Source organism: Umezawaea sp. Da 62-37 (genome assembly GCF_032460545.1).
Classification (GTDB): Bacteria; Actinomycetota; Actinomycetes; order Mycobacteriales; family Pseudonocardiaceae; genus Umezawaea.
The window spans coordinates 4709778-4721452 of the sequence record NZ_CP135965.1 but is presented as its reverse complement, the minus strand read 5'-3'; the positions used below and the strand labels follow the sequence as shown (position 1 = coordinate 4721452).

The following is an 11675-nucleotide window of genomic DNA, read 5'->3' as shown; positions in this document are numbered from 1 at the left end:
GTTCCCCCGACTCAGACCTGGTAGCTGCGGTTGATGTCTTCCTTGGCCTGCGCCTGCTGCTCGGTGTACGCGCCGCCCGCGTCCGAGACCGCCTTCGCGAAGCCCGACAACCCGGTCGACGCGGCCGCGACACCGTCCAACTGCGCCTTCGCGGCCTGCTGGAACGCCGCCGTCAGGCCCACCTCGGCGCCGAGCGCGCCGAAGGCGTCCGCGGGCAGCGAGTCGACACCGGCGAGCGTCGACGTTCCCACTTCGCCGACCTCGGCCGCCAACCCCTCCGCCGTGCCGCCGAACGACGCGAGCGCGTCCGTGTCGACCCCGAAGCTCTGCTCCACCACCGAGGTACCCCCTTCTCCCACCTGTTGGACTGCCGCGCCCCCGCGGGCGTTCCCCGACCCGCCGGGGAAATCGTGCACCATCTGCCGCCGTCGGGTGTGGGCTTTGGACCAGCAGGTTCGTCCCGATCGTGCCCCGATGAGCGGTACCATGCCCGGCGGCGCCACTCGATCATGGGCGAGTGGGTGTTCTCGTGCACTGGAAACGAATAGTGGACTGGCTCGGAGAGCACGCCCCGGTGACCGGATCCGAGTTGCGCACTGCCGAGGACCCGGCCGCGGTGCTGGCGCTTTCGAAGGAAACCGGACTCGTGCCCCCGGAGGAACTCCGGACGTGGTGGTCGGTGTGCGGCGGAACGGCGAACCTGGCGTTCGCCGAGGTGCTCCCGCCGTTCTACACGCCGATCGGGCCGAGCGACTCGCTGCGCTCGTGGCGGCTCAAACGCGGCTTCTGGCCGCCCGAACTCGACTCCGAGGCGGGCATGCCCACCACCGGGTTCCACCCGATGTGGTTGCCGATCGCGTTCGACGGCTGCGGCGACGCACTGGCCGTCGACCTCCGTCCCGGTGTGCTGTCGGGGTGCGTCGTCGAGTGGGACCGCGAGTGCCACGAGATGGTGAAACCGGAGTGGACCTCGGTCACCGAGATGCTCGACCAGGTGGCGACGGCGTTGGAGCAGCGCAGCAGGCTCGGGCACTGCGAACCCCTGGTCACGCACGACGGCAGGCTGGACTGGCGCACCGCCTGACCCCGTGTTCCGGTAGCATGGTGGTAGCTGGAACCGCAGCTCAGCGCGTGTTGGGAGGGGTGGCATGGCCGACGTCCACGACGTGGCCGCCGCGGTGCTGGCCGCCACCGGCCCCTCCTCGCCGATGAAGCTGCAGAAGCTCCTCTACTACAGCCAGGCCTGGCACCTCGCGGACCACGGCACGGCCCTGTTCGACGCGCCGATCGAGGCTTGGCGCCACGGCCCCGTCGTGCCGGAGGTCTACCGGCGCCACGCGGGCCGCAACCAGGTGCACTCCTGGCAGGAGGGCGACCCCGCGGGCCTGGCCGAGACCGAGCACGCGGTCGTCCGCTCGGTCGTCGAGCGCTACGGCGGCTTCACCAGGCACGAACTCAGCGAGATGGCCCACGACGAAGAACCCTGGCGCTCGGCCCGCGGCACCCTTCCCGACACCGAGCCCGGCAACACCCCCATCCCGCACGAGACGATGCGGCGCTACTTCCACGGCCTCACCAGCGACCCCGAGACAGCGGTCGCCGAAGCGCGGGCATCCGCCAGGATCGAAGGCCTCCAGGTGTCCGAGGCCGCCATGACAGCCGCCCGCGCTGTCGTGCGCGGCGAAGTCGGCGCGGACGAGGCCGTCGCACTGCGGATCGAGGCACTGCTCCGATCGTGACCGCCGAGGATCCCTACATCGATCCCGGCTCGAACGTGCTGATCAACAAGCTCGGTGTCACCGACGCGGCGGTGTTGCGGCAGATCGAGTCCGAAGTGACGTTCCTGCGCGACACCCAACTCAAAACCACCACCCTCCCCGGCCGCTACGACCTCACCCACCTGCGCGCCTTGCACCGCCACCTCTTCGGCGACGTGTACCCCTGGGCAGGCGAGATCCGCCGCGCCGACCTCACCAGAACCGCGACGTTCGCACACTGGGCCCACATCGAGTCCTACGGCGCACAGGTGTTCGCCTCGCTGCGCGAGGAGAAGTTCCTGTCCACCCTGGATATCAAGCCCTTTCTCGACCGGTTCACGCACTTCTACGCCGAGGTGAACGCGCTGCACCCGTTCCGCGAGGGGAACGGGCGGGCGCAGCGGGCGTTCTTCCGGCAGTTGGCGTTGGCCGCAGGCCATCGGATCGACTTCGCCCGGCTCGACCCGGCCGAGTACAACGAGGCCTGCCGGGTCAGCATGAGCGGCTCCACCGACCCGTTGCGCAAGCTCTTCGCGGCTGCGCTGGTCCTGGACGCGCAGGGCTGAGCACAGGTCCCCCGGTCGTGAAGACCCCCCGAGGCACACCCCACGGGTGGGGTACGACAGTTTTCGACGATCTGGTGGCCGGCACCGCGTGCACGGTGCCGGCCGGCACGTCATACACCCATCGGGTGCCACACCGTCTTGGTCTCCAGGTACGCGCGCAGGCGGCTGATGTCCGGTTCGCGGGTGAAGTCCTCGCCGGTGCGGACGCGCAGGACGCGCTTGACGGTGCCCGCGGCGGCCCGTTCCAGGTCGGCGCGGATGGTGTCGGGGGCGCCGGTGAGGTCCAGTGCGTTCACATCCCCGTGAGACGCCAACCAGGGCGCGATCTCCGCCGTCCTCCCGGTCAGCAGGTTCACCACCCCACCCGGCAGATCCGACGTCGCCAGCACCTCCGACAACGTGATCGCGGGCAGCGGCCGGTCCTGGCTCGTCACCACCACAGCCGTGTTCCCCGAAGCGATCACCGGCGCCACCACGCTGATCAACCCCAGCAACGACGACTGCTGCGGCGCCAGCACACCCACGACACCAGTCGGCTCCGGCGTCGAAAACGAGAAGTACGGCCCCGCCACGGGATTCGAACTGCCCAGCACGGCCGCGATCTTGTCCGTCCACCCCGCGTACCAGACCCACCGGTCGATCGCCGTGTCCACCAGGGCTTGGGCCTTCTTCACCCCCACGCCTTCAGCCGCCGACACCTCCGCGGCGAACTGCTCCCGCCGGCCCTCCAACACCTCGGCCACCCGGTACAGCACCTGCCCGCGGTTGTACGCCGTGGCGTCGGCCCACCCCGCGAAAGCCTTGCGGGCAGCAGAAACCGCGTCACGAGCGTCCTTGCGCGACCCCTGGGCGGCGTTCGCCAGGAACGCGCCCTTGGAGTCCGTCACGGGGTAGCTGCGAGCCGACTCCGACCGCGGGAACTTGCCCCCGATGTAGAGCTTGTACGTCTTGGCCACGGGGATGCGGCTCTCGGTCTTGCCGAGGGAGATCCGGTTCTCAGACATCGAGGTACGCCTCCAGCCCGGCGCGGCCGCCTTCGCGACCGAAACCCGACTCCTGGTAGCCGCCGAACGGGGCGGTGGGGTCGAAGCGGTTGAAAGTGTTGGCCCACACCACGCCGGCGCGCATCTTCTGCGCCGCCCACAGGATGCGGGAGCCCTTGTCGGTCCAGATGCCCGCGGACAGCCCGTAAGGCGTGTTGTTCGCCTTCGCCACGGCCTCGTCCGGCGTGCGGAACGTCAGCACCGACAGCACCGGGCCGAAGATCTCCTCGCGGGCGATCCGCATCGCCTGCGACACCCCGGAGAACACCGTGGGCGCGAAGTAGAAACCCTTGTCCGGCAACGGGCACGCGCTGGTCCAGCGCTGAGCGCCCTCGGCCTCGCCCACGGCGGCCAGCTCCTGGATCCTCGTGAGCTGCTCGCGCGAGTTGATCGCGCCGACGTCGGTGTTCTTGTCCAGCGGGTCGCCCACGCGCAGCGTCGACACCCGCGCCCGCAGCTTCTCCAGGAACTCCTCGGCGATCGACTCCTGGAGCAGCAGGCGCGAACCGGCGCAGCAGACGTGGCCCTGGTTGAAGAAGATGCCGTTGACGATGCCCTCGACGGCCTGGTCGATCGGCGCGTCGTCGAACACGATGTTCGCCGCCTTGCCGCCCAGTTCGAGGGTGAGCTTCTTGCCGGTGCCCGCGAGCTGCCGCTGGATGAGCTTGCCGACCTCGGTGCTGCCGGTGAACGCGATCTTGTTCACGTCGGCGTGCTCGACCAGCGCGGCGCCGATGTCGCCTGCGCCGGGCAGGATGTTCACCACGCCGGGCGGCAGGTCTGCCTGCTGGATGATCTCGGCCAGCACCAGCGCGGTCAGCGGCGTCGTCTCGGCGGGCTTGAGCACCACCGTGTTGCCGGTCGCCAGCGCGGGCGCGATCTTCCACGCCGCCATCAGCAGCGGGAAGTTCCACGGGATCACCTGGCCCGCGACGCCCAGCGGCTTCGGGTCCGGCCCGTACCCCGCGTAGGGCAGCTTGTCCGCCCAGCCCGCGTGGTAGAAGAAGTGCGCGGCGGCCGTCGGGACGTCGACGTCGCGCGACTCCCTGATCGGCTTGCCGTTGTCGAGGCTCTCCAGCACGGCCAGCTCGCGCGACCGCTCCTGGATCAGCCGCGCGATGCGGTAGATGTACTTGGCGCGCTCGGCGCCGGGCATCCGGCCCCACACCCGGTCGTACGCGCGGCGCGCGGCCTTGACCGCTGTGTCCACATCGGACGGTGACGCCGTGCTGACCTCGGCGAGGACTTCTTCGGTGCCGGGGTTGATCGTCTTGAGCGGTTCGCCCGAACCCTCGACGAACTTGCCGTCCACGAACATCTTGTAGGAGGGCTTGAGGTTCGCGATGTCCCGCGACTCGGGGGCGGGAGCGTATTCCCAGAGCTGGCTCATCTTGTTCAGTCCACCGTCACGTAGTCGGGGCCGCTGTAGTGGCCGTCCAACTGGGTCCGCCGCTGCATCAGCAGGTCGTTGAGCAGGGTCGAGGCGCCGAAGCGGAACAGGTCCGCGGTCAGCCATTCCGGGCCCGCCACCTCGTGCACCGCCACCAGGTACTTGATCGCGTCCTTGGTGCTCCGGATGCCGCCCGCGGGTTTCACGCCGCGCAGCTCGCCGGTCAGGTCCCGCCAGTCGCGCACGGCCTGGAGCATCACGTGCGTCACCGGCAGCGTCGCCGCGGGCGACACCTTGCCGGTGCTGGTCTTGATGAAGTCGCCGCCCGCCAGCAGCGCCAGCCACGACGCGCGCCGCACGTTGTCGTAGGTCGCCAGCTCGCCGGTCTCCAGGATCACCTTGAGGTGCGCGTCGCCGCACGCCTGCTTCACCTGGCGGATCTCGTCGAACACCGCGCCGTAGTTGCCGGACAGGAACGCGCCGCGGTCGATCACCATGTCGATCTCGTCCGCGCCCTGCTCGACCGCGTGGCGGGTGTCGGCGAGCTTGACGGTCATGATCGACCGGCCCGACGGGAACGCCGTCGCCACGCTGGCCACGTGCACGCCGGTGCCCACGAGTTCTGCCTTGGCGGTCGCCACCATGTCCGGGTAGACGCACACCGCCGCCACCCTCGGCACTTCAGGCCGGTCGGGGTCCGGCCGCCGGGCCTTCGCCGCCAGCGACCGCACCTTCCCCACCGTGTCCGCGCCCTCGAGCGTGGTCAGGTCGACCATCGAGATGGCGGTGTCGATGGCCCACATCTTCGCGGCCTTCTTGATGCTGCGGGTGCCGAGACCGGCCGCCCGCTGTTCCACGCCGACCTGATCGACACCGGGCAGACCGTGCAGGAACCGGCGCAGCGAAGCGTCGTCCCGGACGGCATCGGCGAGGGCCGGAGGCAGTGGTGCCAACGGCGGCGTTGACGGAGCGGCAGCCATGGACCCCACTCTAAGCGGAATGGCACGCCCGTCCCAAGTGAGTCGGTTTCCGCAGCTCAGGAGAGCTTCGGCACAGCGCGGGCAGGTGACTTCGGCACCCCGAACCGCGGCCGCCGCGCAAGCCCCCGTTCCACCCGCGGGGAAACGGCGTCAGCCCTCCAACTGGTCGTGGTCCTTGTTCTTGATCTTCTTCCGCTTCGGCCGCTTCACCTCGACGCCCGCCATCAGCGCGAGGCCGTTGATGCGGACGACGGGGCCGCCGGGGACGGTGGGGGTGACGTCGGTGCGGTTGTCGAAGGCGCCCATGAACCCGATGCCGCCGACCTCCACGGTCACGTCCTCGGGGACGATGATGTCGACGCCGCCCCAGAACGCGAACACGTTGATGGTCGTGACGGCCTCGGCGAAGCGGGCCTGCGTGAGGTCGAGCGTGACGCCGCCCATGATCGCGATGGCGCTGTGCGTGGCCGGGACCACCCAGTGGCCCTTGCGGTCGCAGCCCGACCAGAAGGCGAACGAGACGCTGGAGCCGGGGACGCCGCCGACGCGGTCGACCGAGGCCGCCTGCGACCGGACGGCGGGCAGCGTCGACGGGACGCCGAGGTCGGCGGTGATCGGGACGAGGTCGGCGTAGGTCTTCGACGAGTAGGTGGCGCCCAGCCGCTCGTCCAGTTCGTGTAGGTCGATCCGGCCCTCGCCGTGCGCTTTGTGCAGGACCTGGGCCACGCGTTCGCGGTCGGCGTCCGACACGCGCATCTGGATGGGGTCGTTGGGGACCAGCTCGTCGCTCACACCGCCGAGTCTAGGAGTCCGCACCGGTCCCTGTCCGCACTTCGCCCGCGCGATGCCCGCCGCGCCGGCACACCGATCCGAACGCGGTCCGCCGTGGTCGGAGATCGTTCGGACAGGCCGCTCGCGCCCGTCGTGCGGTGCGGTGCCCGGCGGTTACGGTGTGCGCCATGGACGTGCTTGTTGTCGACCACCCGCTGGCCAGGGCCCGGCTCACCACGATGCGCGACGCGCGCACGGACAACGCGGCGTTCCGGGCCGCGGTCCAGGAGCTGACGGTGATGCTCGTGTACGAGGCGATGCGGAACGCGCCGTTGGCGGAGGAGCGGGTGCACACGCCGGTGGCGCGGACGGTGGGGTACCGGCTGGCGAACCCGCCGCTGCTGGTGCCGGTGCTGCGGGCCGGGCTGGGGATGGCGGACCAGGCGCACAAGCTGATCCCGGACGCGCAGATGGGGTTCGTGGGCCTGGCGCGCGACGAGGAGACCCTCCAGCCGACGCCGTACATGGAGTCGCTCCCGACGGACCTGGCGGGGCGGCCGGTGATGGTGCTCGACCCGATGCTGGCGACCGGCGGGTCGATGGCCTACACGATCAAGCTGCTGACCGACCGCGGGGCGACCGACGTGACGGCGATCTGCGCGCTGGCGGCGCCGGAGGGCGTGAAGTTCCTGGAGGACTCGGGGCTGCCGGTGCGGCTGGTGACGGCGAGCATCGACGAGCGGCTGAACGACTCCGGGTTCATCGTTCCGGGGCTCGGCGACGCGGGGGACCGGCTCTACGGGGCCGTTTGACCCGTTCCCGGCGCGGCGGCGGTGCGGATTGCGCCGTTCGGTCGTAGAAGTGGTCTAGACCTTGGTCTTAACGTGGTCTGGACCACAGGTCGTAACCGCCGCCTCGCTAGGAGCAGCATGTCGAGTAGCAGATGGGGGCTGTCCGTCCTCCTGGTCGGAGCCCTCGCCACATCGCTCGCGCCCACGGCCAACGCCGACGTGGAGACGAGCGGTCATGGTCACGGCGACGTGAAGCGGACCGTGGGGTACTACACCCAGTGGAGCGGCTACGACCGCAACTTCCTGGTGAACGACCTCGTGAAGAACGGCACGGCCAAGAAGCTCACGCACCTCAACTACGCGTTCGGCTTCCTCGACGAGACCGGCAAGTGCTACAGCGCCGACCCGTGGGCCGACTACCAGCGGCCGTTCGCCGCCGAGCAGAGCGTCGACGGCGTCGCGGACGTCGCCGGGCAGGCCCTCTCCGGGAACCTGAACCAGCTCAAGGAGCTGAAGGCGAAGTACCCGAGCCTGCGGGTCAACATCTCGCTCGGCGGGTGGACCGGCTCCAAGTACTTCTCCAACGCCGCCCTCACGCCCGAGTCGCGCGCGGCCAGCGTGAAGTCCTGCCTGGACCTGTGGATCAAGGGCAACCTGGACGACGCGCCCGGCGCGGCCGCGGGCCTGTTCAACGGCATCGACCTCGACTGGGAGTGGCCGTCGAGCGAGGGCAACGCCGGCAACGTCGTGCGCCCGGAGGACAAGCGGAACTTCACCGCGCTGGTCGCCGAGTACCGCAAGCAGCTCGACCAGCTCGGCCGGTCGACGCGCAAGGGCTACGACCTGACCGCGTTCCTGCCCGCCGACCCGGTGCAGCTCGACCGCGGCATCGAGACCCGCAAGGTGTTCCGCGACCTCACGTTCGCGACCCTGCAGGGCTACGACTACCACGGCGCGTGGGAAGCCGTGACGAACCAGCAGTCGTCGATCAAGACCCCCAAGGGCGACCCGTCGGCGTCGAAGTTCAGCTCCCAGGTCACCGTCGACGCCTACCTCACCAGGGGCGCGCCGCGGGACAAGGTCGTGCTGGGCGTGCCGTTCTACAGCCGCGGCTGGACCGGCGTGACCAACGCGAACAACGGCCTGTTCCAGACGTCGACCGGCCCCGCGCCGGGCACCTACGAGGCGGGCTTCGAGGACTACAAGGTCCTCAAGGGGCAGCTGGCGAAGTTCGAGGTGCACCGCGACGCGAAGGCGGGCCACGCCTGGCTGTTCGACGGCACGACCTACTGGACGTGGGACGACGCCGTGGAGATCAAGCGCAAGGCCCGCTACATCTCCGACCGCGATCTTGGCGGCGCGATGGTCTGGTCGCTCGACGGCGACACCGCCGACGGCGAACTGATCACCGCGCTGCGGAGCGGACTGTCCGGATAGGGCAGTCCGAAGAAGGGGTCCGGGGAGGTTTCGCGGCGGCCGCCTCCCCGGACCCCGCTTTCGTCAGCGCTTGCGCCAGCCGTCGGCGGTGGCGCGCACGGCCCGCTCGAACACCGGCGCGATCTCCAGGCCGGGGGGCAGGATGCCGTGCAGTTCGAGGCCGACCAGGCCGTGGCAGATGCTCCACAGCGCCAGGCCGATCACCTCGGGGCCCTCGTCGCCGATGAACTGGCCGTTGTCGATGGCCCGCTGCACCGTCTTGACCACGGGCACGAACGTGCCGGAGGCGGCGATGTAGGTCTCGGTGGTCGGCATGAAGTCCGGCACGACCTTGCTGAACATGACCACGTAGAACTGGCGGTCCTCGAGCGCGCTGTCGCGGTAGGTGAGCGCGATCTGGATCAGGTCCTCGACCGGGTCGTCGGTCTCCGGGACGGTGGCCAGCCGCTGGCCGAAGCGGCGGAAACCCTCGTCGTAGAGCGCGTCCAGCAGTGCGGGCTTCCCGCCGAAGAGCGAGTAGACGGCGGTGGTCGAGGTGTTGACGTCGGCCGCCAGCCGGCGCAAGCTCAACGCCCCTGGTCCTTCGCTGGACAGCAGTTCGCCCGCGCGGTTCAGCAGCCGTACGCGGAGCGCGTCGTCGTGGGTCTTGGGTCGAGGCACCGGTACATCGTACCGTAACATTGTTATAAAACGAATCCCGCAGCTCCGACCACCGGAAATCCTTTCGTCTAGCAGAAATCCTGGTGTCTTGGATATCGAATTGGTACCGTCGGCGGAATGGCAATGACCCTGCGTCTGAACGACGAGGAGAGTCGGCGGCTCGCGGAAGTGGCGAGCTCCGAGGGCCGGACCAAGCAGGACGTGGTGAGGCTCGCATTGGCAGAGCGTTGGGCCCAGCTGCACAAGGACGAGCAGCTGGGAGAGGTTCTGGAGCGGGTGCTCCCCAAGTACCGCGGCCTGCTCGACCGTCTCGGTTCCGCCTGATCGGCGCGGAACTGTCGTACCCCTGTGGTCCACTGACAGTGTGATCAACTACCTGGATGCCGGTGACCTGCTGGTGCTCGCCACCGCGGTGACCGGTGGCGATCTCGTGGTGCGCGATCTCGGCCTGCTCGACTCCGCAGCTCACAGGCCGCGTGCCACTGTTTTAGGTGTCGAGGCGTACGACACCCTGTGGCTCAAGGCCGCGTCCCTGTTGGACTCGATCGTGCGCACCCGCCCTCTGGTCGAGGGCAACTGGAGGCTGGCCTGGGTGGCCGTCGTCGCCTTCTGCGACATCAACGGCTGGTGGGTGGACGCCGACGAGGACGACGCCCTCGGCCTCGTGCGCGCGCTCGGGCGCGAGGAGATCGACGTCTTCGGCCTGGCCAGCAGGCTCGAGACGTGGGCGGCACCCAAGTCCGCGTGACGACGGGGCTTGACCTGGAGTGCGCTCCAGCTCCTACGGTCGTCCTGTGACTCATTCGATCGCCCAGGCAGCCGAACACAGCGGGTTGTCGATCGACACCCTCCGCTACTACGAACGCATCGGCCTGGTCGACCCTCCCGCCCGCGACTCGGGTGGGAGGCGCACCTACTCGGACGCGGACCTCGACTGGCTGGTCTTCCTCACCAGGCTCCGCACCACCGGGATGCCGATCAAGATGATGCGCGAGTACGCGCAGCTCCAGCACGTCGGCAACGTGACCAGGGGCGCGCGCCAGCAGATCCTGCTCGACCACCGCGCCTCCGTGCGCGAGCGCATCGCCGAACTCCAGTCGAGCCTCGACGTGCTCGACTACAAGATCGACCTCTACACGACGCTCATGACGTCCGAGCAGGTCGCCAGGGGCGCCACCGTATGACGGCCACGAGCCCGTCGGCTCGACTCGCGCCACGCCCGCCGCGCGGCCATGGTGGAGGAGTGGCGACACCCGCCCGCCACGACCGGACCGCGCCCGTTCGACATCCGATCGACCATGGGGGACGAGACCGATGACCACCCGCTTCCTGGGCACGCTCGAGGTAGGCCCGCAAGGGTTGGGCTGCATGGGGATGAGCCAGTCCTACGGCAAGGGCGACGACGTCGAGTCGATCGCCACGATCCACCGGGCGCTCGAACTCGGCGTCACGCTGCTCGACACCGCCGACCTCTACGGCGGCGGCGCGAACGAGGAACTGGTCGGCCGGGCGATCGCGGACCGGCGCGACCAGGTCGTGCTGGCCACGAAGTTCGGCTTCACCGGCGAGCCCGACCGCATGATCAGGGGCGACGCCGAGTACGTGCGGCGGTCGTGCGACGCCTCGCTGAAGCGGTTGGGGGTCGACCACGTCGACCTGTACTACCAGCACCGCGTCGATCCGACCGTGCCGATCGAGGACACCGTCGGCGCCATGGCCGAACTCGTCGAGGCGGGCAAGGTGCGCCACCTCGGGCTGTCCGAGGCCGGTGCCGCCACGATCCGGCGCGCGCACGCCGTGCACCCGATCACCGCGCTGCAGAGCGAGTGGTCGCTGTGGACCCGTGACGTGGAGCCGGAGATCGCGCCGACGTGCTTCGAACTCGGCATCGGCGTGGTGCCGTTCTCCCCGCTCGGGCGCGGCTTCCTGACCGGGGCCGTCACCTCGCTGGCCGACCTCGGCGAGGACGACGCGCGCCGCGGCCTGCCCCGGTTCGAGCAGGAGAACTTCGAGCGCAACCTCGCCATCGTGGCCGCGCTGCGCGCCCTGGCCGACGAGCGCGGTGTGACGGCGGCCCAGCTCGCGCTGGCCTGGGTGCAGCACCGGGGCGAGCACGTGGTGCCGATCCCCGGCACCAAACGCCGGAAGTACTTGCAGGACAACGTCGCCGCGGCCGCGCTGGAGCTGTCCGCCGACGACCTCGCCGCCATCGACGCCGCTCTGCCCGCGGCGACGGGCGACCGCTACGCCGCCGCGTTCCTCCGCCTGTCCGAAAACTGA

The 11675-nt window shown here is 69.9% G+C and carries 15 protein-coding genes; 9 read left to right on the top strand and 6 right to left on the bottom strand.

Features of this window, described 5'->3' with window-relative positions; all coding sequences use genetic code 11:
- Window positions 1-11: 11 nt before the first annotated feature.
- Window positions 12-338, bottom strand: a complete 327-nt coding sequence (locus RM788_RS21190) for a hypothetical protein (RefSeq protein WP_315933451.1) — start codon at window positions 336-338, stop codon at window positions 12-14.
- Window positions 339-517: 179 nt separating this feature from the next.
- Here RM788_RS21190 and RM788_RS21185 point away from each other — a divergent pair, with 179 nt between their 5' ends.
- From RM788_RS21185 to RM788_RS21175, 3 genes are all read left to right on the top strand, one after another.
- A complete protein-coding gene (locus RM788_RS21185; RefSeq protein WP_315933450.1) occupies window positions 518-1084 on the top strand; it encodes an SMI1/KNR4 family protein in 567 nt (188 codons plus the stop codon).
- Between the two features lie 64 nt (window positions 1085-1148).
- Window positions 1149-1739 (top strand): type II toxin-antitoxin system antitoxin SocA domain-containing protein, encoded by a 591-nt coding sequence (locus RM788_RS21180; protein WP_315933449.1) that lies wholly within the window; start codon window positions 1149-1151, stop codon window positions 1737-1739.
- On the top strand, window positions 1736-2323 hold the full coding sequence (locus tag RM788_RS21175) for a Fic/DOC family protein (protein WP_315933448.1): 588 nt from the start codon (window positions 1736-1738) through the stop codon (window positions 2321-2323). Before RM788_RS21180 ends, RM788_RS21175 begins: the two co-directional genes overlap by 4 nt.
- Before the next feature lie 110 nt (window positions 2324-2433).
- On the opposite strand, the gene RM788_RS21170 is transcribed toward RM788_RS21175, so the two are convergent.
- The 4 genes from RM788_RS21170 to RM788_RS21155 form a co-directional block, all read right to left on the bottom strand.
- Window positions 2434-3327: an aldehyde dehydrogenase family protein gene (locus RM788_RS21170; RefSeq protein ID WP_315933447.1), complete on the bottom strand. Its 894-nt coding sequence runs from the start codon at window positions 3325-3327 to the stop codon at window positions 2434-2436.
- Complete coding sequence (locus tag RM788_RS21165) at window positions 3320-4756, bottom strand: aldehyde dehydrogenase family protein (protein WP_315933446.1); 1437 nt, start codon at window positions 4754-4756, stop codon at window positions 3320-3322. The genes RM788_RS21170 and RM788_RS21165 overlap by 8 nt, the downstream gene beginning before the upstream one ends.
- Before the next feature lie 5 nt (window positions 4757-4761).
- A complete protein-coding gene (gene deoC, locus RM788_RS21160; protein ID WP_315933445.1) occupies window positions 4762-5736 on the bottom strand; it encodes a deoxyribose-phosphate aldolase in 975 nt (324 codons plus the stop codon).
- Between the two features lie 150 nt (window positions 5737-5886).
- On the bottom strand, window positions 5887-6528 hold the full coding sequence (locus RM788_RS21155) for a DUF1707 SHOCT-like domain-containing protein (RefSeq protein ID WP_315933444.1): 642 nt from the start codon (window positions 6526-6528) through the stop codon (window positions 5887-5889).
- A 167-nt stretch (window positions 6529-6695) separates the two neighbouring features.
- Here RM788_RS21155 and upp point away from each other — a divergent pair, with 167 nt between their 5' ends.
- Together upp and RM788_RS21145 are read left to right on the top strand one after the other, a co-directional pair.
- The gene (upp, locus tag RM788_RS21150) at window positions 6696-7319 is read left to right on the top strand and encodes a uracil phosphoribosyltransferase (protein ID WP_315933443.1); all 624 of its coding nucleotides are present in this window, start codon (window positions 6696-6698) and stop codon (window positions 7317-7319) included.
- A 117-nt stretch (window positions 7320-7436) separates the two neighbouring features.
- Complete coding sequence (locus RM788_RS21145) at window positions 7437-8735, top strand: glycoside hydrolase family 18 protein (RefSeq protein ID WP_315933442.1); 1299 nt, start codon at window positions 7437-7439, stop codon at window positions 8733-8735.
- 63 nt (window positions 8736-8798) lie between these two features.
- Here the strand turns inward: RM788_RS21145 and RM788_RS21140 are convergent, their stop codons facing one another.
- Window positions 8799-9395, bottom strand: a complete 597-nt coding sequence (locus RM788_RS21140; protein WP_315933441.1) for a TetR/AcrR family transcriptional regulator — start codon at window positions 9393-9395, stop codon at window positions 8799-8801.
- 117 nt (window positions 9396-9512) lie between these two features.
- Between RM788_RS21140 and RM788_RS21135 the strand changes: the two genes are divergently transcribed.
- From RM788_RS21135 to RM788_RS21120, 4 genes are all read left to right on the top strand, one after another.
- A complete protein-coding gene (locus RM788_RS21135) occupies window positions 9513-9719 on the top strand; it encodes a YlcI/YnfO family protein (protein WP_315933440.1) in 207 nt (68 codons plus the stop codon).
- Between the two features lie 40 nt (window positions 9720-9759).
- The gene (locus tag RM788_RS21130) at window positions 9760-10143 is read left to right on the top strand and encodes a type II toxin-antitoxin system death-on-curing family toxin (protein WP_315933439.1); all 384 of its coding nucleotides are present in this window, start codon (window positions 9760-9762) and stop codon (window positions 10141-10143) included.
- A gap of 46 nt (window positions 10144-10189) precedes the next feature.
- Window positions 10190-10579 carry a MerR family transcriptional regulator gene (locus tag RM788_RS21125; RefSeq protein WP_315933438.1) on the top strand — a complete coding sequence of 130 codons (390 nt, stop codon included), beginning with the start codon at window positions 10190-10192 and terminating at the stop codon, window positions 10577-10579.
- Window positions 10580-10709: 130 nt separating this feature from the next.
- Complete coding sequence (locus RM788_RS21120; protein ID WP_315933437.1) at window positions 10710-11675, top strand: aldo/keto reductase; 966 nt, start codon at window positions 10710-10712, stop codon at window positions 11673-11675.

Excerpts from the sequence above, each read along its gene's own strand:
- RM788_RS21180 (WP_315933449.1), top strand. The coding sequence starts at position 1,149 with ATGGCCGACGTCCACGACGTGGCCGCCGCGGTGCTGGCCGCCACCGGC.
- RM788_RS21170 (WP_315933447.1), bottom strand. The coding sequence starts at position 3,327 with ATGTCTGAGAACCGGATCTCCCTCGGCAAGACCGAGAGCCGCATCCCC.
- RM788_RS21165 (WP_315933446.1), bottom strand. The coding sequence starts at position 4,756 with ATGAGCCAGCTCTGGGAATACGCTCCCGCCCCCGAGTCGCGGGACATC.
- deoC (WP_315933445.1), bottom strand. The coding sequence starts at position 5,736 with ATGGCTGCCGCTCCGTCAACGCCGCCGTTGGCACCACTGCCTCCGGCC.
- upp (WP_315933443.1), top strand. The coding sequence starts at position 6,696 with ATGGACGTGCTTGTTGTCGACCACCCGCTGGCCAGGGCCCGGCTCACC.
- RM788_RS21145 (WP_315933442.1), top strand. The coding sequence starts at position 7,437 with ATGTCGAGTAGCAGATGGGGGCTGTCCGTCCTCCTGGTCGGAGCCCTC.
- RM788_RS21135 (WP_315933440.1), top strand. The coding sequence starts at position 9,513 with ATGGCAATGACCCTGCGTCTGAACGACGAGGAGAGTCGGCGGCTCGCG.
- RM788_RS21120 (WP_315933437.1), top strand. The coding sequence starts at position 10,710 with ATGACCACCCGCTTCCTGGGCACGCTCGAGGTAGGCCCGCAAGGGTTG.